General features: G+C 61.4%; 21 protein-coding genes. 7 read left to right on the top strand and 14 right to left on the bottom strand.

Going from position 1 to position 22,496, the window contains the following annotated elements; all coding sequences use genetic code 11:
• Nucleotides 1-12: 12 nt before the first annotated feature.
• From argG to FHS06_RS02420, 7 genes are all read right to left on the bottom strand, one after another.
• Nucleotides 13-1,458 (bottom strand): argininosuccinate synthase, encoded by a 1,446-nt coding sequence (gene argG / locus FHS06_RS02450; protein ID WP_167045028.1) that lies wholly within the window; start codon nt 1,456-1,458, stop codon nt 13-15.
• A 44-nt stretch (nt 1,459-1,502) separates the two neighbouring features.
• A complete protein-coding gene (locus tag FHS06_RS02445) occupies nt 1,503-2,258 on the bottom strand; it encodes an ABC transporter ATP-binding protein (RefSeq protein WP_310734903.1) in 756 nt (251 codons plus the stop codon).
• Nucleotides 2,255-3,067: an ABC transporter ATP-binding protein gene (locus FHS06_RS02440; RefSeq protein ID WP_167045025.1), complete on the bottom strand. Its 813-nt coding sequence runs from the start codon at nt 3,065-3,067 to the stop codon at nt 2,255-2,257. The genes FHS06_RS02445 and FHS06_RS02440 overlap by 4 nt, the downstream gene beginning before the upstream one ends.
• Nucleotides 3,064-3,903 carry an ABC transporter permease gene (locus FHS06_RS02435; RefSeq protein ID WP_167045022.1) on the bottom strand — a complete coding sequence of 280 codons (840 nt, stop codon included), beginning with the start codon at nt 3,901-3,903 and terminating at the stop codon, nt 3,064-3,066. Before FHS06_RS02435 ends, FHS06_RS02440 begins: the two co-directional genes overlap by 4 nt.
• On the bottom strand, nt 3,900-4,862 hold the full coding sequence (locus tag FHS06_RS02430; RefSeq protein ID WP_167045019.1) for an ABC transporter permease: 963 nt from the start codon (nt 4,860-4,862) through the stop codon (nt 3,900-3,902). Before FHS06_RS02430 ends, FHS06_RS02435 begins: the two co-directional genes overlap by 4 nt.
• Nucleotides 4,863-4,937: 75 nt before the next feature.
• Nucleotides 4,938-6,431 carry an ABC transporter substrate-binding protein gene (locus tag FHS06_RS02425; protein WP_167045016.1) on the bottom strand — a complete coding sequence of 498 codons (1,494 nt, stop codon included), beginning with the start codon at nt 6,429-6,431 and terminating at the stop codon, nt 4,938-4,940.
• 35 nt (nt 6,432-6,466) lie between these two features.
• Nucleotides 6,467-7,165 (bottom strand): DUF1684 domain-containing protein, encoded by a 699-nt coding sequence (locus FHS06_RS02420; RefSeq protein WP_167045013.1) that lies wholly within the window; start codon nt 7,163-7,165, stop codon nt 6,467-6,469.
• Between the two features lie 170 nt (nt 7,166-7,335).
• Between FHS06_RS02420 and FHS06_RS02415 the strand changes: the two genes are divergently transcribed.
• Complete coding sequence (locus tag FHS06_RS02415; protein ID WP_167045010.1) at nt 7,336-8,622, top strand: adenylosuccinate synthase; 1,287 nt, start codon at nt 7,336-7,338, stop codon at nt 8,620-8,622.
• Nucleotides 8,622-9,842, top strand: a complete 1,221-nt coding sequence (locus FHS06_RS02410; RefSeq protein ID WP_167045007.1) for a lactonase family protein — start codon at nt 8,622-8,624, stop codon at nt 9,840-9,842. The genes FHS06_RS02415 and FHS06_RS02410 overlap by 1 nt, the downstream gene beginning before the upstream one ends.
• On the opposite strand, the gene FHS06_RS02405 is transcribed toward FHS06_RS02410, so the two are convergent.
• Nucleotides 9,839-10,942 (bottom strand): AI-2E family transporter, encoded by a 1,104-nt coding sequence (locus tag FHS06_RS02405; RefSeq protein ID WP_167045004.1) that lies wholly within the window; start codon nt 10,940-10,942, stop codon nt 9,839-9,841. The two genes, FHS06_RS02410 and FHS06_RS02405, sit on opposite strands and share 4 nt — an antisense overlap.
• A 64-nt stretch (nt 10,943-11,006) precedes the next feature.
• Between FHS06_RS02405 and FHS06_RS02400 the strand changes: the two genes are divergently transcribed.
• From FHS06_RS02400 to FHS06_RS02385, 4 genes are all read left to right on the top strand, one after another.
• Nucleotides 11,007-11,306 (top strand): chorismate mutase, encoded by a 300-nt coding sequence (locus tag FHS06_RS02400; RefSeq protein ID WP_167045001.1) that lies wholly within the window; start codon nt 11,007-11,009, stop codon nt 11,304-11,306.
• Nucleotides 11,307-11,523: 217 nt separating this feature from the next.
• Nucleotides 11,524-12,810, top strand: a complete 1,287-nt coding sequence (locus FHS06_RS02395; RefSeq protein ID WP_167044998.1) for a quaternary amine ABC transporter ATP-binding protein — start codon at nt 11,524-11,526, stop codon at nt 12,808-12,810.
• Nucleotides 12,807-13,721 carry an ABC transporter permease gene (locus FHS06_RS02390; RefSeq protein ID WP_167044995.1) on the top strand — a complete coding sequence of 305 codons (915 nt, stop codon included), beginning with the start codon at nt 12,807-12,809 and terminating at the stop codon, nt 13,719-13,721. The genes FHS06_RS02395 and FHS06_RS02390 overlap by 4 nt, the downstream gene beginning before the upstream one ends.
• Nucleotides 13,722-13,879: 158 nt before the next feature.
• Entirely contained in the window at nt 13,880-14,782 is a 903-nt protein-coding gene (locus FHS06_RS02385; protein ID WP_167044992.1) for a glycine betaine ABC transporter substrate-binding protein, read from the top strand.
• Nucleotides 14,783-14,871: 89 nt separating this feature from the next.
• On the opposite strand, the gene FHS06_RS02380 is transcribed toward FHS06_RS02385, so the two are convergent.
• The 6 genes from FHS06_RS02380 to FHS06_RS02360 form a co-directional block, all read right to left on the bottom strand.
• Nucleotides 14,872-15,645 (bottom strand): hypothetical protein, encoded by a 774-nt coding sequence (locus tag FHS06_RS02380; protein WP_167044989.1) that lies wholly within the window; start codon nt 15,643-15,645, stop codon nt 14,872-14,874.
• Nucleotides 15,646-15,673: 28 nt separating this feature from the next.
• A complete protein-coding gene (locus FHS06_RS02375) occupies nt 15,674-16,384 on the bottom strand; it encodes a hypothetical protein (RefSeq protein ID WP_167044986.1) in 711 nt (236 codons plus the stop codon).
• 37 nt (nt 16,385-16,421) lie between these two features.
• Nucleotides 16,422-16,553: a hypothetical protein gene (locus FHS06_RS14130; RefSeq protein WP_259393104.1), complete on the bottom strand. Its 132-nt coding sequence runs from the start codon at nt 16,551-16,553 to the stop codon at nt 16,422-16,424.
• 9 nt (nt 16,554-16,562) lie between these two features.
• Nucleotides 16,563-18,899 carry a phosphoribosylformylglycinamidine synthase subunit PurL gene (purL, locus tag FHS06_RS02370; protein WP_310734902.1) on the bottom strand — a complete coding sequence of 779 codons (2,337 nt, stop codon included), beginning with the start codon at nt 18,897-18,899 and terminating at the stop codon, nt 16,563-16,565.
• Nucleotides 18,900-18,951: 52 nt separating this feature from the next.
• On the bottom strand, nt 18,952-19,644 hold the full coding sequence (locus FHS06_RS02365) for a DsbA family protein (protein ID WP_167044983.1): 693 nt from the start codon (nt 19,642-19,644) through the stop codon (nt 18,952-18,954).
• Between the two features lie 72 nt (nt 19,645-19,716).
• A complete protein-coding gene (locus tag FHS06_RS02360) occupies nt 19,717-20,856 on the bottom strand; it encodes a fatty acid desaturase family protein (RefSeq protein WP_208387869.1) in 1,140 nt (379 codons plus the stop codon).
• Nucleotides 20,857-21,134: 278 nt separating this feature from the next.
• On the opposite strand from FHS06_RS02360, the gene FHS06_RS02355 reads away from it, so the two are divergent.
• Complete coding sequence (locus tag FHS06_RS02355; RefSeq protein WP_167044980.1) at nt 21,135-22,481, top strand: DEAD/DEAH box helicase; 1,347 nt, start codon at nt 21,135-21,137, stop codon at nt 22,479-22,481.
• Nucleotides 22,482-22,496: the final 15 nt, after the last annotated feature.

Below are 22,496 nucleotides of genomic sequence, written 5' to 3'. Positions count from 1 at the left end.
TTGCGATGTCACTTAGTCGGTGCCGGAATCAAACGCTGCAGCCTCGGATGCTTCATCCACAGCGTCGGCGAGTTCTTCACGTGCGGCGCTCCGGTCTGTCGCGTGCTCGGTGATCTCTTCTGCACCCCCACGCTCCAACTCACCGACGAGTTCACCGGTTGCTCCGCCGATGAGGCCAAGCGACGCGTACTGCTCAAGACGCGAGCGTGAGTCGGCGATGTCGAGATTTCGCATTGTCAGCTGACCAATACGGTCGGTCGGCCCGAACGCTGCGTCACCGACGCGCTCCATCGACAGCTTCTCGGCGGCATACGAGAGTCCGGCGCCGGTCGTCTCGAGGATCGTGTAGTCCTCACCGCGACGCAACCGAAGGGTGACAGAACCAGTGATGGTCGAACCGACCCACTTCTGAATCGACTCGCGAAGCATGAGCGACTGGGGCTCGAGCCACCGGCCCTCATACATGAGACGACCGAGGCGGCGACCCTGCTCGTGATAGGTCGCGAGGGTGTCTTCATTGAGAATTGCACTCACGAGGCGCTCGTAGGTGATGAACAGCAGCGCCATGCCGGGAGCTTCATAGATGCCGCGAGATTTGGCTTCGATGATGCGGTTTTCGATCTGGTCGCTCATGCCGAGTCCGTGGCGGCCACCGATGGTGTTGGCCGCCTTGACGAGCTCGACGGGGTCACCGTCGAAAGAGTCGCCGTTGATGGCGACAGGGCGACCCGCCTCGAAGGTGATCGTGACATCTTCGGTTTCGATCTCTACTTCTGGATCCCAAAAGCGCACACCCATGATGGGTTCGACGATTTCAAGTGACACATCGAGCTGCTCGAGCGTCTTCGCTTCGTGGGTCGCTCCCCAGATGTTGGCATCGGTTGAGTACGCCTTTTCGGCGGAATCACGGTAGGGAAAATCACGCGCGGTGAGCCACTCGCTCATTTCGGTGCGTCCACCGAGCTCGGTGACGAAGTCAGCGTCGAGCCACGGCTTGTACACGCGAAGACGTGGGTTTGCGAGCAGACCGTAGCGGTAGAAGCGCTCGATGTCGTTGCCCTTGTAAGTCGACCCATCGCCCCAGATGTCGACGCCGTCTTCTTTCATCGCGCGGACGAGAAGGGTGCCGGTGACGGCGCGGCCGAGAGGGGTGGTGTTGAAGTAGGTGCGTCCACCCGAACGGATGTGGAATGCGCCGCATGAAAGCGCAACGAAACCCTCTTCTACGAGAGCCCGGCGGCAGTCAATGAGACGGGATGCCTCGGCACCATACTCAAGCGCGCGCCCTGGGATCGACTCGATGTCGTCTTCGTCGTACTGACCGAGGTCACCGGTATAGGTGAACGGCACGGCGCCTTTCTCGCGCATCCATGCGACCGCGACAGAGGTATCGAGACCTCCAGAGAAAGCAATTCCGACGCGCTCGCCGATGGGCAGTGATTCAAGTACCTTCGACATACCTTCAATCCTACTGATCGCTTGGCGCTCGCATATTCGGCGAGCTATCGCGGCAGGCGAGGGGCCGCTGCTACAAGTTCGCGGGCATAGGCCGATTCGGGCGCAGTGAGTATCTTGCTGGTCGACCCGGCTTCAACCACTTGTCCATCTTTCAGCACGATGGTGTGATCGCAGACGGCTGCCACGGCACCCAGGTCGTGAGACACCATCACAAGCGCGAGTCCCTGTTCGCGGCGGAGCGTCGCGAGTAGATCGAGCACTTGAACTCGCGTTGTGACGTCGAGCGCGCTCACCGGCTCATCGGCGAGGAGCACCCGTGGACGCGAAACGATTGCGCGCGCAATCGCTATTCGCTGTCTCTGACCACCGGAGAACTCATGGGGATAGCGTGCAAGAGCGTCGGGCTCGAGACCGACCGATGCAACGGCTGCCGCAACCAGCTCGGGTATTTCTCCGGGCTTGGCGATCCGCAGTGAGCGCAATGGCTCCGCGATGATGCTGTCAATACGCTGTCGCGGATCAAGGGACGAATATGGGTCTTGAAACACCGGCTGCACACTCGTTCGAAAACGACGCATCAGAGCCCGATCTCGAAGTCGGAGAGGCTCGCCTTCGAATCGTATGGTGCCAGAGCGAGGCGAATCCAGACCGAGAAGCAACCGCAGGATGGTTGACTTTCCGGCCCCAGATTCGCCGACGAGGCCCACAGCGCCGCCGCGCTCCACCGAGAGCGAAACGTCTCGGAGTACCTCTGAGGCGCCATACGAGAAGCTGGCTGATTCGAGTTCGAGAATGCTCACGATGACTCTCGCTCGGTGCCGGGTGTTGCGGCATCCCATGCGGCATCGAGAGCACGAGCGCTGGCGACGAGCGCTGCCGTATACGGATGCTTCGGAGTCGAAAGAACAGCTCGAACGTCACCCTCTTCGACGGCAACGCCGTCACGCATCACGATGAGACGCTCGACCATACGAGAAACGACAGCTAAATCGTGGCTGATAAACAACAGTGCCATGCCACGATCGGTTGCGAGACGCTCGAGCAGCGTGAGCACGCCGTCTTGCACTGTGACATCGAGGGCCGTCGTCGGTTCGTCTGCAATCAGGATGCGCGGGTGCGCGGCGAGAGCGATAGCGATGGCTACACGCTGGCGCTGTCCTCCAGAAAGCTCAAAAGGGTAGGCGCGCGCGATGCGGGGTTCGGTGAGCGAAACCTCGGCGAGGGCCTCGCGCACCGCGTCGCGGAGAGCAGCGCCGTGCAGATGGAGATGGCGACGCAGTGGCTCAGCGATCTGCCTCTCAACGCGCATGAGCGGGTCGAGCGCGGTGAGGGGCTCCTGAAACACAATCTGTGCGGCGGGCCCGCGAAGCCGGCGAATTTCATGGTCGGGTGTGCCGATGACCTCGCGTCCTTCGATCCGCACACTTCCCGTCGCCACGAGGGAGTCGGCTAGCAGGCCTAGTGCCGCGAGTGACGTGATCGACTTTCCTGAACCCGACTCACCGATGATTCCTACGCGCTCGCCGGGTTTCACCACGAACGAAATATTGTCGACGAGCGTGCTGTCACCCGCACGCACGGTGAGGCCGGAGATATCGAGAACATTCATCGTGACCTCCATCCTGAGCGCCGACGGGTTGGATCGGTGTACTCGCGGAGGCCGTCCGCGAGAAAATTCACGCCGAGTACGAGAGCCACGATCGCAATACCCGGGGCGATAGCCCCGACCGGGGCGGTGAGGACGGTTCCCTGCGCCTCTTGCAGCATTCGTCCCCAGGATGCGTTTGGTGGCGGTGCTCCAAGCCCGAGGTAAGAAAGGCTCGCTTCGGCGAGCACCGCGATGCCGAACTGCAATGCGAGACTCACGACGATAGTCGGTGCGATGTTGGGCAGCACATGCTTCGTGACAATGCCGAGAAGATTCGTGCCGCTGGTGCGCGCGGCCGTCACGAACTGCTCTTGCAGCACCCGGCGCGAAAGAATACGGGTGAGTCGCGCGATAACCGCTGACATCGCCAACCCGATCGCGAACGTTGCCGACCACAGTGACGCGCCCTGCACCGCAACGACGAGCATCGCTAGCAGCAGAACCGGAAAAGCAATGACGACGTCGAGGGCTGCCGAGAACGTGTCATCAATCCACGCGCGAGCGAGAGCGGCGCCGAGACCGATCAGGATGCCGAGGGTTGCGGCGATGGCCACAGCACCCGCCCCGACCGTCAGTGCGATGCGTGCGCCGACCATGAGTTGCGACAGCAGATCCCGGCCCAGTCGATCAGTTCCGAGGAGGTGCAGCGCACTTGGGCCCTCTAGGCGGCCGCCGCTGGTGTCGGAGAGTGGGTACGGCAGCCAAAACAGCGAGACGGCTGCCACGACGAGAACCACCGCAGTGAGGGCGATCCCGATAACGAGTGTTGCGTGCGGCCGCCGCTTTGCGCCACTCAACGGTTACCCGAGACGCTTGTGCGCAACCGCGGGTCGACGAGTCGCTGAAGAATGTCGGCGGCAAAACCCACCAAAAGCACGAAAAGAGTACTGACGACGAGAACGCCCTGAATATTCGCGTAGTCGTGCTGCTCGATGCCCGTGAGCAACATGTTTCCGAGGCCAGGCAGAGTGAAGACACTCTCGACCACAACGGCGCCCAGCAGTGTTGTTGAAAGCTCGATGCCGAGCACAGCAATCACCGGAACTGAAGCGTTTCGCACTCCGTGTCTCAACAATGCTTCCGCCATGGCCGCACCGCCGGCGCGAGCGGTGCGGAGATAATCGCTCCCCAGCACGTCGAGGGTCGCCGAGCGAACATATCTGCTCAGCGACGCACTCATCACGATGGCAATCGTCACGATGGGGAGTGCAAGCGAACGCAGTGCATCTGCCGGATCGTCCCAATCACCTCTGGGGAAACCACCCGACGGCAAGAGTCCGAGATTGAGCGCGAATACCCACACCAAAATGACACCCACCCAGAACACCGGAACAGCGACGCCGAGTTGTGAAAAGCCGGATAGCGCGATGCCGTACCAACGATCAGCCTTGACAGCAGCGACGATTCCGATCGCAAGGGAGAGAAGAAGCGCGAGGATAAATGCCAAAAGAGTGAGCGGGAGTGTGATGCCGAGGCGCGATGCCACTTCGGGGCCAACTGGCCGTGAGCTGATGAGCGAATCGCCCAGGTCGAACCGCAAGAGTTGGCTCGCCCACTGAAAAAACTGTTGCAGAACCGGTTGATCTGAGCCCACCTGTGCGCGAGCGGCCGCGATTTGCTCGGGCGTTGCGTCCACAGAGAGCAGCGCATTCGCCGGATCTCCGGGCAACAGGCGGAGCAGAACAAAAATCACGATCATCGCAACGACCAGCGACACCACCAGAAACGCGAAGCGACGCAGGAGATAGGTGATCATGTGTTTCACAGACGAGAGCGGATGCCGCCGACACAGGTGCGTCGTGGCATCCGCTCTTCAGTTGAAAGGGCGAAGTTACGATTTGACGATGTCGTAGGCGTAGAACTGCGAGTTCAAGCCATTAACGGGGTACCCGGTGACGTCGCTTGAGGCAACGACGATCTGTGGATAAAGATACAGCCACACGCTCGCGGCATCTTCAGCGATCTGCTCGTTGACCTGTGTGAGGAGCTCGGTCTGCTCGTCGATCGTGGTCGCCTGTTCTGCGTCGGCGACCCACTGCTGTACGTCAGCGTTGTCATAGCCCCAGTAGAAATCAGGGTTGCCGTACCAAACCACATCGCGGTCGTTAACGTGCTCTTGCAAAGTGGCCTCAAAGTCTTGGTCTTTGAAGACCTTGGTGTACCACTCGTCTGCGCTAATCGTGTTGATCTCGACAGTGATACCGATCTCTGCCAGCTCCGACTGCACGAACTCAGCGACGGCCGGGTGCGGGTCGTAACTCGGTGTGTCGAGTGTGAACGTGAAGCCGTCAGCGTAACCGGCTTCAGCGAGCTCTTCACGAGCAAGATCCGGGTCGTAAGGGTTCACGTTAGTGAGGTCTTCGTACCAAGGATCGGTGGGCGGAACCATCGATCCGATGAGCGTGCCGTAATCGCCCCAAATTGCCGTAAGCAGTTGCTCGGTATCGATCGCGGAGTAGACGGCCTTTCGCACCTGCGCGTTGTCGAAAGGCGCAACGCGGTCGTTGAAGGCGAGCAGTTCCTTCGTTGTCGAGGTGCCCTCGCTGACGACGAACTCGTCGTTGTCGGTGAACTGAGTGAGCGAATCGGGGCTCTGCACGCTCGTAATGATGTCGATTTCGCCGGTGAGCAACGCGTTGTTCTCAGCAGTTGCATCGGTGAAGTAGGTGAAAACTACCTCACCGTTGGTCGCGGGGGTTCCCGAGTAGTCATCCCAGCGTGTGAGGGTGAGCGTGCTTCCCTGGCGCCACTCATCGAGTGTGTACGGCCCGGTGCCGTCTTCTGTCTGGGTAAGGTCTCCTGCTTCGGAGTTGACGATCCAGATGTAGCTCAGGTTGTAAAGGAACGAGATGGATCGCTCCGACAGTGTGAAAACGACAGTCGTATCATCGGGGGTTGCGATATCGCTGATGACGGCGAAGCTCGACTTTCGTGCCGACTGGGAGTCCTCCGCCGTGACAGCGTCAACGCTCGCCTTGACGTCAGCGGATGTCAGCGCTTTGCCGGAGTGAAAAGTCACGTCATCGCGCAGCGTGATGGTGTATGTGAGACCGTCGTCGCTCACCTCCGAACTCGCGGCGAGAAGTGGTTCAACCTCGCCATCGTCGGTCAGCTTGTAGAGGCCCTCATAAACATTTCCATTGAACGCCTCCGTGACGCCCTGCCCGCCACCCTGGGTGTTGCTGAGGTTCTGAGGTTCGTAGAGCGAACCAATATAAATCGTCGCATCATCGGCGTTTGCGGCCGTTTCTCCACCCGACGAGCAGCCTGCTAGCGCGAGGGTCGCGACGACGATTGCCGAAACGGCAGCGAGAGATCTCTTCATTAACGGGTGCTCCAGGTTGCTGTGATGTGGGCGGGCTAAGCCGCGTAGATGTCGAAGTCGTCGCGGAAGACGACGTTTTTCTCGCCGGCACGAATAGGCAACGAGAACCTGTTCGTGGCGGGTGGGAGAGGGCAGTTGTACTTCGCCGAAAAACCGCACGGCGGAACGAATGCACGGTTGAAGTCGAGTGTCACGTTTTCGGAGTCTTCGGCACTGCGATCAACGAACAAAAAGCGTCCGGAGCCGTAGGTTTCGGAACCGTTGGTTTGATCCGCAAAAACCAGAAGAAGCTGGCCGCCGTCGTCGAACGCCGACAGTGAGTAGTCGTTGCCGTCGAGCGTGAAGACGATGTCGCCGGGCACGACAAGATTGCGTGTTCCGCCGTTGTCGCGGATGTGCTCGAAGGGCACGGTGCGACCTTCGCCGACGGGAATGAACTGTGCGGTGATCACCCACGATGGGTCGTAGTCGTAGGCGTCGATCTTCTCGAATGAGTTGATCGCGGGGGACTGCGCGTCCCACACTCGGAGCCCGTGCTCGGGGAGGCCGGAGTCGATCCCCGTGCGCTGCAGGGGCGTAACCGTTGCCGAGCTGGGGGCGCTTCGCTTCGCGGCCTCGATGTCAGGCACTTCGCCAGTCCATCGGGTTTCGATGAGCGCGAGGTTACCGGTGGGTGCGGTCACTGCACTGCGACGCTGTTCGCGCCAGCGAGCGTGATCTTCGGCGGCAGACATATTTCAACCATTCTCGGTGGCAACAGGGGAGGCAACTTATTCAGTCGTCACATAGCGAAATGCGCATCGGGCGGTGATTTATTCCCTCTCCGATTCATGCGTGCGAAGAATACGGTCCCGTACGGCTCGATAGGATGGGGTGTACCGATCCACCACAGAGGGAGCTCCTCATGCCAGGCATCGTGATCGTCGGAGTCCAGTGGGGTGACGAGGGTAAGGGTAAGGCGACTGACCTTCTCGGCGACCGCACCGACTGGGTCGTCAAGTTCAATGGCGGTAATAACGCCGGCCACACTGTCGTCATCGGCGACGAAAAGTACGCTCTTCACCTTTTGCCCTCGGGCATCCTAAGTCCCGGAGTCAACGCCGTCATCGGCAATGGCGTCGTGGTCGACCTCGAAGTTCTCTTTGGCGAATTGACAGCCCTGTCGGCCCGCGGCGTCGACATTACGCGTCTGCGAGTCAGCGCGAACGCGCACATCATTACGCAATATCACCGCACCCTCGACAAGGTGACGGAGCGATTTTTGGGCAAGCGCCAGATCGGAACGACCGGTCGCGGCATCGGTCCGGCCTATGCCGACAAGATCAATCGCGTAGGCATCCGCGTGCAAGACCTTTTCGACGAGAACATTCTGCGCCAGAAGGTGGAAGGCGCTCTCGACCAGAAGAACCATCTGCTCGTCAAGGTCTTCAACCGGCGCGCGGTTACCGTCGACGAGGTCGTCGAAGATCTGCTGTCTTACGCCGATCGGCTCCGCCCGATGGTCGCCGACACCGGCCTGTTGTTGAGCCAAGCCCTCGACGCTGGTGATGTTGTCGTTTTCGAAGGTGGACAGGCCGCCATGCTCGACGTCGATCACGGTACGTATCCGTTCGTCACGTCATCATCGGCGACAGCAGGCGGGGCCTCGACAGGTTCGGGCGTCGGTCCGAACCGTCTCGATCGCATCGTCGGAATCGTGAAGGCGTACACGACTCGCGTGGGGTCGGGCCCGTTTCCCACCGAGCTTTTCGACGAGCAGGGCGACTGGTTGCGTTCGCGCGGTTTCGAGTTCGGCACCACAACGGGGCGCCCGCGCCGCGTTGGTTGGTACGACGCTCCCATCACCCGGTACGCCACACGCATCAACGGCATCACCGATCTCGTGCTGACAAAGCTCGACATTCTCAGTGGGCTCGAACAGATTCCGGTGTGTGTCGCATACGACGTTGATGGTGAACGATTCGATGAGGTGCCGGTCAACCAGACTGACTTCCACCACGCGAAGCCCATCTTCGAGTACTTCCCCGGTTGGAATGCAGACATCTCGAAGGCTCGCACTTTTGAGGATCTCCCGCTCGAAGCGCAGGACTACGTGCTCGCTCTCGAAGGCATGAGCGGCACGCGAATTTCGGTCATTGGTGTGGGGCCTTCGCGTGACGCGGTGATCGTGCGCCACGACCTCGTCGACTAATGCGCATTCTGACCGGTGGCTACACCCCTGACATGGGTGGTGTCGGCGAGGGTATCGGTGAGGTTGTTGCGGGTGCTCGCGATGAAGCGCTCGCCGGGGGTCAACTGCACTTTTCGGGCACTGTCGCGGCAGCCCAGTCGCCGTCTTGGATCGCGAAGCACCCCACGCTCGACGTCGTATACGCGGCGCTCGAGGGGCGGGGAGTCGTACAGGCATTTCGTCGCGTTAGTGAGACCTCTTTTGTGACGCTCGGGCGCCCAGTAGAGGCCGGAGAACTGACGTGCCATATTGCTGTTGCCCCCGACGCCTCAGCTCTCGCGGTGTCATGTTGGGGCGATGGCCGCGTGCTGCGGATGCCACTTGACTCCTCGGGTGTTCCCCGAGAACGACAGCTCCTGCCGGCCGCGATTGACCCGTACGGCACTGGCGTGCCGGTAAATTCCGGTGCGCAGGAAGAACCAGAGTCTGAAATTGAGCAGGCGCGCCGCGCGCTCCGAGACGCCGCCGGCGCTGAATACGCCGACCTTCTCGCGGCGGAAGAACCGCCTCCTTTCATCGATGAAAACCGAAGCGACGACCTGAAGCTATTCGACGACTCCGAAGAAGCGGATGCCGCCTCTCGCGCATCCCGCGCGCACCAAGTGCGTTACCTTCCGCATGGTCTCGTCGTGACAGTCGACATGGGTTATGACCTCGTCAGGTTCTGGCGCCACGGTGCCGATGGGCAACTTCAGTTCGCCCAACAGGTTGTTTTCCCGCGCGGGAGTGGCCCGCGGCACACTGTGTGGCATCAGAGCGGTCACCTTTACGTGATCACCGAGCTTTCGCATGAAGTGTTTGTGCTCGCCCCGAACGCGATGGGCACGTGGCGGATCGTCTCAAGCGTTGCATTCGGCGGTGGCCTGCTGGACACCGACACCGCCGCGGAGCTCGCACCTTCCCGCGACGGCGCATTTCTTTACGCTGGCGTGCGCGGATCGAACACGATCGCATCGCTTCGTGTGGATGGTGCGGGTGAATCCGTCAGCGCGATCGCACTAGTCGATGCAGGGGTGAATTGGCCGCGCCATCATGCTGTTGTGCGTGACACGCTCCTGATAGCAGGCCAGCTCTCTGATGAAGTGGCGTCGCTCAGTCTTGACGACAGAACAGGCATTCCGGGGCGAGTCCGTCACCGCGTCGACGTGGCATCACCCACGTGCCTGTTGCCGCTGCGCTAGATTTTCTGATCCTGTTTCGGGATCACTACCTGCTTCAAGATGAGCAAGAGCGATGCCGTCACGGGTATCGCCACGAGCGCGCCCAGGAGCCCGAGTAGCGTGCCGCCTACGAGCGCCCCGATGACAACGAGGGAGCCGGGAATCGAGATCGTTCGGTTCATGACCTTCGGGGTGAGGAAATATGCCTCGACCTGCATGTAAGCGAGATACGAGGCCGAGAAGATCAGTGCGCCGACGGGATCGCCGAGTAGTGCGACAAGCGAGCCGATAATCCAGAAGAGCACGGGACCCACGAGCGGGATGATCGTGATGCAGAACGCAATTACGGCCATCAACGCTGGGAACGGAAGCCCGAGAATCAGGAAGAGCACCAGCGTGAACATCGAGTTGAAGAACGCAAGTACCACCATGCCCATCAAGTAGCCGCCGATCGAGTCGGTGATTTGCTCGGTGAGATCAGCGACCCCGGAACGGTTGCGCGCCGGCGTGAGGCTGTAGAACGAGCGCTTGACCATTGGGAGTGACGCAAGGAAATACAGGCTCAGCACCAGAACGATCACGAGGCCAGATACCCCGGTCGCGAGAGAGACGCCGAACTGCAGCACGCCGCCGCCGATTGCCGCGATATTGGATGGGTTGACGATGAAGTCCTGAAGCTGCTTAACGATGTCGCCCGCAGCGTCTCCGAAGTTCGCGTTGATGTAGGCGTAGACATCGCTCCGCATGAACTCGTTGAAGTAGGTCGGCACGTTGTTTACGAACTGTGTGACCTGCCGAATGACGGTCGGCAGCACAATCAAGAGCACGCCGGCGAGCACCGCGGCGAAGCCGATGTAGACGATGACGATCGACCAGGTGCGCGGTACCTTTCGACGCTCTAAAGCGCGGACGATCGGGTCGAGGCCGAGCGCTGCGAACATCGCAAAGGCGATATAGATCAGGATCGTTGTGAGATTGGTAACCGCGAGACCGAGGACGATGGCAACGAGCCCTCCAAGCGTGACGAAGAACCCGAAAGCAAATGGGTTTCGCAACACTGCCGAGCGCGCTGGTGTTTCGGCGGATTCAGGCGTCACGGAGGTCTCTGTGCCATCGGTCATGATCACACTCTAGAGGTGGCGCGCGCCGCAACACGGTATCGTCGAATTCAGGAGGCCGCCCCCCATGACTGACGCTGATCCAGTAGCCACCTTGACCCGGCTGCGAGCGAGCATCGACAACGTTGATGCCGCTCTTATTTTCATGCTCGCTGAACGCTTTCGCTGCACGAAACAGGTCGGCGAATTGAAGGCCGAGCACGGGATGCCGGCGTCTGATCCGTCTCGTGAAGAGCAGCAGACGGCGCGCCTTCGCCGCCTCGCAGAAGAAGCAGAACTCGATCCGGAATTCGCTGAAAAGTGGTTCAATTTCGTTGTCGCCGAGGTCATCCGGCACCACACAGCGGCCGCCGGCCTCAACACCTGATACCGTTGATACGGGTCAAATGACCCTGTTCCGATCAGTCCGCGGTCATCGCGGCATCCTATGATGCCATGACGGTGATCGTATGGTTATCGATCTTTGCGACATGTCCGACACGTGTCGCAGGTGTGTTCCCGAGTCCCGAAACTCAGTGTGAGCGCGAGTGATCTTGACCCGGGCGTGACCGATGCAGCCGTGAACTCGTGCTGCCGAGGTGACAGTGACTGTGCAGCATGCCATTGAGGCCCAAGGCCTCTTTAAAGTCTTCGGACGCAACCCGCGCGGGGCAGTTCAAAAGCTCCGGGATGGTGCGTCGCGATCCGACATCGCATCCTCGGGAACAGCGGCCGTCATCGACGCCAGCTTCACCGTGAACCCCGGCGAAATCTTCGTCATCATGGGATTGTCGGGCTCGGGAAAGTCGACGATCATCCGGATGCTGAATGGGCTGCTTGAGCCGACGGCCGGCGATGTGTTGGTTCAGGGTGAGAGCATTGCGAATGCGTCCCCCTCTGAACTGCGCCGCATCCGTCGTCAGTCAGTATCGATGGTCTTCCAGCACTTCGCGCTCCTTCCTCACCGGACTGTCATCGACAACGCCGCCTACGCGCTGGAGATTCAGGGCGTAGGGCGCGAAGAACGCCGCGCGCGAGCAATGGAGATCCTCGAAAAGGTCGGTCTCGGCGACCGTGCCGAAGCGATGCCCGACGAACTCTCTGGCGGTATGCGTCAGCGCGTTGGGCTCGCCCGTGCGCTCACTTCCGGCACGGACATCCTCCTCATGGACGAAGCCTTTTCAGCGCTTGATCCCCTCATTCGCCGTGAGATGCAGGAACAGCTCGTCGAACTGCAGCAAGAGCTCGGTCGGACCATCGTGTTCATCACCCACGACCTCAATGAAGCCATGTTCCTCGGCGACCGCATCGCAGTCATGCGTGACGGTCGCATCGTGCAAAACGGCACACCCGAAGAGATCCTCACCGACCCGGCCAACGACTACGTCGCGCAGTTCGTGCAGGACGTCGATCGGGCCCGTGTGCTGACTGCATCGAGCGTGATGGAGCCGCCGCAGGCAACAACACCAGTGAGTGCCGGCGTCCGCGGCGCCCTCAAGGTGATGCGCGACCAGCAGGTCGGTTCCGTCGCGGTGCTCGAAAACCGTATCTACCTGGGTATCGTCACCGACCGTGAAGCGATTCGCGCCGTCAAGAGTGGCAAGTCTGATCTGCGCGCGCTGGCTCACCACGCGCAGCCAGCTGTGCACCCCGATGACCCGCTGACCGATGTCGTGGAGCGCTCCGTGGAAAGTCACATCCCCGTCGCGGTTGTAGATGACCGAATGCGACTCATGGGCGTTATCCCGCGAGTCACTCTGCTTGCAGCTCTGGGCAACGTTCCCACGATGACGCGGGAAAACCCTGTCATCGATGTGCCGGCGACAGTGCCGGAAAGCGAAATGACACTCACAATCGACGCCGTCGAGTCCACGGAAGGGAGCCTCCGATGAACGATATGTTCCGCCTCCCCATCGGCGATGTCGTAGAGAACGTCGTCCGCTGGATCATCGACACGTTCGCGTGGTTCTTCGATGGCATCAGCGTCATTTTCTCCGCCCTCTATGACGGCCTCGACTTCGTGCTTTCTGGCCCGCCGTTCTGGGTCATCATCATTGTCTTCGCCGCAATCGCGTACCTCGCGAAGGGATGGTCTCTGGCGATTGGTACAGCGATCGGACTGTTGCTCATTGTTGGCGTCAATCAGTGGGACAACGCGATGGACTCGCTCGCGCTCGTCATCATCGCCTCTGCGGTCGCGGTAGCGATTGCGATCCCGTTGGGTATCTGGGCCGCGCGCAACGAGAAGGTTTCAAGCGTCATTCGCCCAATTCTCGACTTCCTTCAGACGATGCCAGCGTTCGTTTACCTGATTCCCGCGCTCATTATGTTCGGCGTCGGAGTCGTGCCCGGAATCGTTGCAACGATTGTGTTCGCACTCGCACCCGGAGTGCGTCTGACCGAGCTCGGTATCCGTGGTGTCGATGAAGAGGTTGTTGAAGCAGGGCACGCGTTTGGCGCATCGCCCGGCCGCATTCTGCGACAGATCCAGCTGCCCCTGGCGCTCCCTTCGATCATGGCCGGTGTTAACCAGGTGATCATGTTGAGCCTTTCGATGGTCGTTATCGCCGGCATGGTCGGCGCTGGCGGGCTCGGTGGACAGGTCGTTCAGAGCCTGAGCCGCATCGACATCTCGCTCGGCGTTGAAGCTGGTGGTTCGGTCGTAGTACTCGCGATGATCCTCGACCGTGTGACCTCCGGTCTTGCGTCGCGAGACAAGCGCACCAAGCGCCGCTCATCATCTGTCACAAAGCTCGATGAGAAAACCGCGTCGCCTCAGCGCGCGCCGATCGTCAACGCATAACAACACGGGTGCCTCCGGCATCCGTCACACAGAATTACGGGTTCGACGTCGCACCCGCCACCAACCTGGCGAGCTCATCCCTCGCCGGATGGGCGCGTCGAACGGCGTGCTCACAACCGAACGATCCGCGCACAGCATGCGGAAAGAGAGGACACACGATGACCAAGAGAAGCACCCTTACTGCAGGAATCGCACTGACCGGAGTTGCGGCCCTCGCACTCACCGGTTGCGCAGGAACCTCCGACGACGCCGCAGGTTCGTCTGACGCCGCAGGTGACCGCGCCGTCAAGATCGCCGTCTTCAACGGTTGGGACGAAGGCATTGCCGCGTCTGAGCTGTGGAAGGCCATCCTTGAAGACAAGGGCTACGACGTCGAACTGGAATACGCCGACCCCGCAGCCGTCTACACAGGTATCTCGAAAGAGAACTACGACCTGACGCTCGACACATGGTTGCCGCTCACGCACGCGGACTACATGGAGACCTACGGCGACGAGCTCGTCGATCTCGGCGCCTGGAACGATGAGGCCAAGCTCACGATCGCTGTGAACGAGGACGCGCCCATCGATTCGCTCTCCGAGCTCGCCGACAACGCTGATCTCTTCGACAACAAGCTTGTCGGTATCGAAGCCGGTTCCGGCCTCGTGACCGTGACGCAGGATGAAGTCATCCCCGGCTACGGTCTCGAAAACATGGACTTCGTCGTTTCGTCGACGCCCGCCATGCTCGCTGAACTTCAGTCGAAGACTGACGCTGGCGAAAACGTTGCTGTCACCCTGTGGCGTCCGCACTGGGCTTACAACGCCTTCCCGATCAAGGACCTTGAGGACCCCGAGGGTCTCCTCGGCGACGCCGAAGGCATCCACACAGTGACCTCGACCAGCTTTGCTGACGAGTTCTCTGAGGTAAACGGATGGTTGGCCGACTTCAAGATGCCCAGCGAAACGCTGTACTCACTCGAAGACGCCATGTTCAGCGACGGCGGTAGCGACGACTACACCGACGTTGTGCAGCAGTGGATCTCCGACAACCAGGAGTACGTGGACTCGCTCACTTCCTGAGTCCCCGCGTAACCCACGCCGAGGGGTCGCAACACGCCATAATGCTCGCGCGCTCGCGCGCGGCATGCGGCATGTTGCGACCCCTCGCGTTATGTCGTGGGGGGCGGCGGAGACGCCGGGGGGTGCGAAGACTCCCGTTGTGGCGACGCAATCTCGTGGGCCACGCGTTTTTCGAGGGCGTCGATCGCATCGTCTGAGAGTGAGATCAGTCCGTCGAGTTCTTGCCGCACTCGCTTATACGCGAGTTGGCGTTCAGCAGGCGTCGCTGCCTGGTCGATCGCTACCGCAAGCAACTGTTGAGCGGTGTCGAGGCGCTTGCGCTCTACGGGAGTAAACGATGCGTCCTTCAGGCGGCGCGCATCACGCTCAGCAACATCGAAAGCGACTTCGCAATCGGTGACGGCATCGCGGTACTCAGCGAACAGCTCTGGTGTCAGCTTCGCTGTGTCCGACTCGGGGCGAAGGTTGTCAGCGACTTTCTTCGCTCGTAAAAATGCCGCTGTGAGTGGCTGGCGTCCATCGCTCATGGCTGGGTAAGCGATCACCTTGGCGACGTCGAGTTCGTACTCGAGCCACTTCTTGATCACGGCATCGTGTGCTGCGAGCACGCGGGCCATACGCTCTTTTTGCGACTGCGCGCGGACGATATCTTCGTCGGCGGTCTGCCCGGCTGCGACAGCTCCCGCAGCGGGCACCTGACTGTGTGCGGCCTTTAACTCGCCCTTTGCTTTGATGACTTCGAGCCGGCGTCGGTGGCGAAGGCGAGACCTCCGCTCCCAGGCATTACCAGCACCGGCCATCATTCCTCCGATGGGAAAGACGAGCCACCAGTAGCTACCCAAAAAGTCGAAGAACGGCTGCACTCTGTCATGCTATCCGCGTGCGAGTGGGCTAACCGGTCTGTGGTGGATTGGGAGGCGTCGCACGCCGAGGGAGGCGGCCGACGTGGGCTGAAGCGCGGAGCGCGGCATCTTCGGCGTGGTCGAATGCTGCGGCCATGTCGGCGACCGCGTCGCGATACGCCGTGTACGCTGCGGGATCCATTCGAGTTGCGTCGTCAGCAGGGCGGAGCCACTGAGCCTGCTGCATTGCGCGGAGGAATGCCGCAGTTTCGGGCCGACGTGGATCACTCAACTGCGGCACTGCGATTGAGAGTTCAACGTCGGTTTCATACTCAAGCCAGCGCGAAGCGACCTGGTCGTGTTGCCGAACGAGCCGAACCAGCGGCAGGTCCTCGTGAGACGACGTAGCGCCCAAGCGTGCGCGCTCCGCGCGAACCTCACCCCGCGCTGCGCGCAGCGCAAGCGCGGTTGAACGCTGGAGGCGCTTCGCCTCTGCAAGGGCACGGCGCGCGTCAGGTAGTGCGAGGCCGGGAGCACCACCCCGAGCTGCATGCACCTTGGCTTGTGCTGACCGAGTGTCAGCGCGTGCGGCGAGGGCGGTACGGACTGCCGCCTGCTCCTGAACGCGGGCGGCATTCAGTGCCAGCCGGCGCGATCGGCGGCGGCCAGTTGTCACGCCAAAGTAGCTCGCAGTGCCCACTCCTAGAGCTGTAGGCGCAGTCCACCACCAGAGGGCGAGGAACTCAACTAAAGGCTCCACGTGTTCACCCTACGTGTCCTCAGATATCGCCGAGGGTTTAACCGAAGATCAGCGCGATGACGGTTGAGCCACCACCCACGAGGATCAGCGCCACAATAACCGACCACGCCACAATCTTCATGCGCATCTGACGTTTGGTGTTGAGGTCGCCGTAGTCTTCGTCGCTCATGTCGAACTCCTAAATTCCGGGCTCAGAAATGGTGGGTCCGAAGGCGGCGGGAAGCGTCGCGGCTGAAATCGAACGCAGTTCATTGATGGGCACCGTGAACACATCTTGAACTTCGAGGGTTGGCTCGCCCTCGGCGGGAGAATCGGTGACGCCGATGCGTAGCACCGGGTAGTTGCGTCCCGCGCAGAGTCCGCGGAACTTCACGTCTTCTTCGCGGGGGACAGTGACAATCACTCGACCAGTCGACTCCGAAAAGAGTGCGGATGCCGCATCCACCCCGTCGCGTTCGCTGATTTCGCTCAGCCACACACGCGCGCCAACGCCGAACCGCTTGACAGCATCGGCGAGTGACTGGGCGAGGCCACCCTCCGAAAGGTCGTGCGCGCTGGAGATGAGGCTCTGATCGGACGCTGCCCGAAGCAGTTCCGCGAGGCGCTTTTCTCCGGCGAGGTCAACGGTTGGGGGAGGTCCACCGAGGTGGCCGTGGATCGTGGCGGCCCATGCTGACCCGCTGAGTTCCATCGCGGTCACACCGAGCAGGTAGATGTTCTCGCCGATGTCTTGCCATCCGCTCGGGATCCGGTGGGCGACATCATCGATGACGCCCAAGACGCCAACCACGGGCGTCGGGTGAATCGGAGTGTCGCCGGTCTGGTTGTAGAACGAGACGTTGCCACCGGTTACCGGGATGCCGAGCTCGAGGCATCCGTCGCTCAGTCCTTCGACTGCGCGGGAGAACTGCCACATGACCTCGGGGTTCTCGGGGCTGCCGAAGTTGAGGCAGTCGGTGACAGCTGCCGGAGTTGCGCCGGTGACGGCGACGTTGCGGTATGCCTCCGCGAGAGCGAGCTTTGCGCCCTCGTACGGGTCGAGCTGGCAGAACCGGCCGTTGCAGTCGGTTGCGATAGCGAAGCCGAGACCCGAGTTCTCATCGACCCGGATCATGCCAGCGTCGTCGGGGAACGAGAGAGCAGTGTTTCCCAGCACGTAGTAGTCGTACTGGTTGGTGATCCACGACGGGTCGGCGAGGTTCGGGCTCGCCACGAGCTTCAAGAACTGCTCGCGAAGCGTGTCGGCATCGTTGTGCCGTTCGAGGGCCGCAGCGGAGTCGTCACGGAGCGCGTCGATCCAGGTGGGATAGGCGACGGGGCGGTCGTAGACCGGACCATCAACGGCCACTGTCGAAGGATCGACATTGACGATCTCTTCACCGTGCCAGAAAATCTGCAGCCGACCATCACCGGTCACTTCACCAAGAACGCTGGTTTCAACATCCCACTTGCCGACGACAGCCAAGAACGCGTCGAGTTTTTCGGGGGCAACGATCGCCATCATGCGCTCTTGCGACTCGCTCATCAGAATCTCTTCTGGAGTAAGCGAAGGGTCGCGCAGCAGCACGTTTTCGAGGTCGACGCGCATGCCGGAACCGCCATTGGCGGCGAGTTCACTCGTCGCACATGAGATACCGGCAGCACCGAGGTCTTGAATGGCCTCAACCAGTTCGTCTCGGTACAGCTCGAGGCAGCACTCGATGAGTACCTTCTCGGCAAACGGGTCGCCAACCTGCACCGCGGGGCGCTTGGTGGGTCCGCCATCAGCGAATGTGTCGGAGGCAAGAATTGATGCGCCACCGATTCCGTCGCCGCCGGTACGTGCGCCGAAGAGCACAACCTTGTTGCCGGTGCCGGAGGCATTGGCAAGCTTCAGGTCTTCGTGACGCAGCACGCCGACCGCGAGGGCGTTCACGAGCGGGTTGCCCTGATATACCGGGTCGAACACAGTCTCGCCACCGATATTCGGCAGTCCGAGGCAGTTGCCGTAGAACGAGATGCCCGAAACCACGCCGTGCACAACGCGAGCGGTATCGGGGTGGTCGATGGCGCCGAAGCGCAGCTGATCCATGATCGCGACGGGGCGGGCGCCCATGGAGATAATATCGCGGACGATGCCGCCGACGCCGGTTGCGGCGCCCTGGAACGGCTCGATGTAGCTCGGGTGGTTGTGCGACTCCACCTTGAAAGTGACAGCCCAACCTTCACCGATGTCGACGACGCCAGCGTTTTGACCCATCCCGACCATGAGCTTCTCGCGCATTTTGTCGGTGACCTTCTGGCCGAACTGGCGCAGGTAGTTTTTGCTCGACTTATAGGAGCAGTGTTCGCTCCACATCACCGAGTACATGGCAAGCTCGCCGCTCGTGGGGCGACGCCCCAGAATCTCGCGGATCTGTGCATACTCGTCGGCTTTGAGGCCGAGGGCGGCGTAGGGCTGCTCCTTCTCAGGAGTGGCGACGGCGTTGTCGACGGTGTCTGCCAAGGCAGGCGTCGTGGGAGAGGAAGTAGGCACGCGGCTGGACTCCAGAAACTCAGGGATGCCGGACCCGCTCAGTCTAGTTCGGCTACGCCCGCGCCTGCTCTACTGCCGCCGAGAACCTCGCTGCGTCGCTGCCGTCTTCGCGTACTTCGAACACCGTGCCGTCGATCACGAGAGTCGGCACGTGGTCGATGACTTCCGTTGTGCCGGGAATCTCACGGCCGAGCCAGTAGTCGTTCGATGCTGTTGCAGTCGCGGAAAAATCTGCGATCGCCGTCGAAAGATCGGCAGCAGCACCCGCCTGCTCCGCGTACTGCACAAGGTCATCATTGGAAGGGCTACCGGATTCAGAGACCTGATTGGCTTGAATCAGCGAGTACAGGGGGAGCACGGCATCCGTCTCGCCTGCGCCCGATACGGCAAGCAGCACGGCACTCGCGCGCGTTGAGTAGTCGGTGGTGTCGCCGCGTTTTTCGCTGACGTAGGTCATGGGATGAAGTGTCATGGTGATGTCGCCGGCGGCCACAAGGTCGGCCATGTCAGTGCCGATCGCTTCATCAAGCTCAGCGCAATGGGGGCAGGCGGGGTCTCCCCACATCTCGACATTGATCGGACCTGACCCAATGACGATTCCGTCTTCGGCGAGCACCGACAAGGCACTCGACGCGGTAGCGGATGCCTCGGGCTCAGCGCTGTTCGTGCATGCAGCGAGGCTGAGCGCTGTCGCGAGCGCGAGCACCCCAGTGCCGATTCGTCGCGGAAGCTGTGGTGATGTCATACCGCGAGCATATGTGGTCTGACCACAGATGGAAAGAGCGCACTACGCGCGGCTCGAACGAATCACAACCGCTTAGACGCGGCGGAACTCCGACGACACGGGGCAATCGAATGGGTCGCCAGCGGCGAGGCCCACGCGGTTGAGGTATTCGATGACGATCGCATAGGAGCGCAAGAGCGTTGTCTCGGTGTAGGGAACATTGAGCGTTTCGCAGTAGTCACGCACGATCAAACGAGCCTTCGCGAGGTGCGGGCGAGGCATGTTCGGGAAGAGGTGGTGCTCGACCTGATAGTTGAGTCCGCCCATGAGCCATGTCGTGTACCAGCCACCGCTGATGTTGCGGGAGGTGCGTACCTGCTTGGTGAAGAAATCGAGCTTGGCGTCGCGGTCAACGATCGGCATGCCCTTGTGGTTGGGCGCAAAAGCGGCACCCATGTAGACACCGAAGACGGCGAGCTGCACGCCGAGGAATGCGAAAGCCATGCCGAGGGGCAGCGCCCAGAACAGCAGCGAGAGGTACAGTGCAAAGCGACCGGCGATGAGGCTGAGTTCAATCCAGCGACCCTTGACGTTCTTCGTCGTGGTGAGGTGCTTGACGCCGAGATAGTGGAGGTTCAAACCCTCGAGCGTGAGCAGCGGGAAGAAGAACCAGCCCTGGCGACGAGTGAGAAAAACGTGAAGGCCTCGAGCCTTGGCGGCATCTTCTTCGAGGAAAGAAACTGTGTCGACTTCGATGTCGGGGTCACGAGAGACGCGGTTCGGGTTGGCGTGGTGACGCGTGTGCTTGCTCGACCACCACGAATAGCTCATGCCGACAACACCGCTGATCAGGCCGCGAGCGAGACGATCGTTGCGGGGACCGGACTCGAGAATTTGACGGTGCGCTGCCTCATGAGAGACGAACGCAATCTGGGTCAGGATGATGCCGAGGGCACCTGCGATCAGCAACTGGAACCAGCTGTCTCCGAGCAGGATGAATCCCGTGACGCAACCCGCGAGGCAGATGGCGAGGATGCCGCCGACGAGAGCGTAGAAGCCGCGCGCGCGCTTCAGTAGTCCCGTCTCTCGCGTGACCTTCGAAACCTCCGTGTACGCACGTGTGAGGTGCGGGAAGGTATCGGTGCCTGCGTAGGTCTGACGAATGGGCCCGAGCTGAGCGACGGGAGCGGCAATAGCGATGGCGAACCTACTTCGATCGTCGTGTGGAGCCAAAGGCAGCTGCCGATCGCTAGGGCCAGCGTACGGGGAGGCCTATGCACAAGGCGGAATGTGGCGCGTTGCTAGGAAGATGCCCAGGTTGTCGTCATCAGCCGGACCCACAGGTGACGCGTGCTACCGTTGTCTCGGTGCTTTTCTAGCGCCTGCGTCGTCGATACGCTTCCCGGCCCTCTGGCTGTGGCACTTCTCGAGCGGCGAACCGATGCGCGAATTCGCGCCGTCGCCCATTTGCGGTCAGTTTCGATCGTGTTTACCCGAAAGATTCATTTTCTATGCCTACTTTTCTTGACCTTGGCGTGCCCGCGCCCCTGGCCCGTGTACTTGCCGACTCCGGTAAGACGGAAGCCTTTCCGATTCAGGAAGGCACTCTTCCTGACTCTCTCGCTGGCCGTGACGTGCTCGGCCGTGGCCGCACCGGCAGCGGAAAAACCATTGCGTTCGCTCTTCCTATGGTTGCGCGGTTGAGTGCAGCTAACGCCGCACGCCGCACTCCTGGTCGCCCCCGCGGCCTCGTTCTTGCACCGACTCGTGAGCTGGCTACCCAGATCGCTGCAGTGCTCGTGCCTCTTGGCGCCGCGACTGGCCTGAACGTCACCACAATTTTCGGTGGCGTGAGCCAGCGCCCGCAGGAGCAAGCACTCCGCGCCGGTGTTGACATCGTCGTTGCCTGCCCCGGTCGCCTCGAAGACCTCATGAAGCAGGGCGTCATCAACCTCGACCGCGTCGAAATCGCCGTGCTCGATGAGGCCGACCACATGGCCGACCTCGGATTCCTTCCCGGAGTTACTCGCATTCTCAACGCAACGCCGCAGGGCGGTCAGCGTTTGCTGTTCAGCGCGACCCTCGACCGCGGTGTCGATGGTCTCGTGCGTCGTTTCCTTCGCGACGAGGTTCGTCACGAAGTCGACGAGTCGAGCGTTCCCGCCGCAGCTATGACACACCGCGTGTTGATGGTCAGCGACGCCGAGAAGTCCGACCTCGTTCGTGCTCTTGCCTCGGGCCTGGGCCGCCGCATCCTCTTCACCCGCACCAAGCACCAGGCAAAGAAGCTCGCCAAGGTTCTGACGGCAGCAGGCATCCCCGCCGTTGATCTGCACGGAAACCTCTCGCAGTCGGCACGTGAGCGTAACCTCGCGTCATTTGGCGCTCCAGTTGAAAAGGGCGGAGTTCGGGTGCTCGTGGCAACCGACGTCGCTGCTCGTGGCGTGCACGTCGACAACGTTGAACTCGTTGTTCACGTAGACCCGCCTATGGAGCACAAAGCGTACTTGCACCGCTCGGGCCGTACCGCTCGCGCCGGTGCTGAGGGAACTGTCGTCACCGTAACGCTCGAATCACAGCGTCGCGATGTCACGGACCTGCTGCGTAAGGCTGGAATCTCGGTTCCGTTCGAGCGCGTCACAGCTGATGGCGCCCCGGTGGTTGAACTCGTCGGTGCGCACGCTCCGTACGTCAAGCCGGCTCCCGTGACGGTAAATCACACTCCGTCGAAGAAGCCCGGCGCGTCGGGTGCTCGTCGTGGCTCTGGCCGCCCCGCAGCTGCTGGCGACCGTTCGGGTGACCGTTCCGGTGCACCTCGTCGCCGCCGCGCTCCTCGCCCGAGCGCTGCGCGCGACTAGAACGCTGCTAGCGAC

This window comes from Microbacterium halimionae (assembly GCF_011761265.1).
Classification (GTDB): domain Bacteria; phylum Actinomycetota; class Actinomycetes; order Actinomycetales; family Microbacteriaceae; genus Microbacterium; species Microbacterium halimionae.
Note: the sequence above shows the minus strand (reverse complement) of the source record. Positions and strands in the feature narration are given on the sequence as shown.

Bases quoted from the DNA above. Each gene is read 5' to 3' on its own strand.
- argG (WP_167045028.1), bottom strand. From the start codon at position 1,458: ATGTCGAAGGTACTTGAATCACTGCCCATCGGCGAGCGCGTCGGAATT.
- FHS06_RS02440 (WP_167045025.1), bottom strand. From the start codon at position 3,067: ATGAATGTTCTCGATATCTCCGGCCTCACCGTGCGTGCGGGTGACAGC.
- FHS06_RS02430 (WP_167045019.1), bottom strand. From the start codon at position 4,862: ATGATCACCTATCTCCTGCGTCGCTTCGCGTTTCTGGTGGTGTCGCTG.
- FHS06_RS02425 (WP_167045016.1), bottom strand. From the start codon at position 6,431: ATGAAGAGATCTCTCGCTGCCGTTTCGGCAATCGTCGTCGCGACCCTC.
- FHS06_RS02420 (WP_167045013.1), bottom strand. From the start codon at position 7,165: ATGTCTGCCGCCGAAGATCACGCTCGCTGGCGCGAACAGCGTCGCAGT.
- FHS06_RS02415 (WP_167045010.1), top strand. From the start codon at position 7,336: ATGCCAGGCATCGTGATCGTCGGAGTCCAGTGGGGTGACGAGGGTAAG.
- FHS06_RS02410 (WP_167045007.1), top strand. From the start codon at position 8,622: ATGCGCATTCTGACCGGTGGCTACACCCCTGACATGGGTGGTGTCGGC.
- FHS06_RS02405 (WP_167045004.1), bottom strand. From the start codon at position 10,942: ATGACCGATGGCACAGAGACCTCCGTGACGCCTGAATCCGCCGAAACA.
- FHS06_RS02400 (WP_167045001.1), top strand. From the start codon at position 11,007: ATGACTGACGCTGATCCAGTAGCCACCTTGACCCGGCTGCGAGCGAGC.
- FHS06_RS02390 (WP_167044995.1), top strand. From the start codon at position 12,807: ATGAACGATATGTTCCGCCTCCCCATCGGCGATGTCGTAGAGAACGTC.
- FHS06_RS02385 (WP_167044992.1), top strand. From the start codon at position 13,880: ATGACCAAGAGAAGCACCCTTACTGCAGGAATCGCACTGACCGGAGTT.
- FHS06_RS14130 (WP_259393104.1), bottom strand. From the start codon at position 16,553: ATGAGCGACGAAGACTACGGCGACCTCAACACCAAACGTCAGATGCGC.
- FHS06_RS02365 (WP_167044983.1), bottom strand. From the start codon at position 19,644: ATGACATCACCACAGCTTCCGCGACGAATCGGCACTGGGGTGCTCGCG.
- FHS06_RS02355 (WP_167044980.1), top strand. From the start codon at position 21,135: ATGCCTACTTTTCTTGACCTTGGCGTGCCCGCGCCCCTGGCCCGTGTA.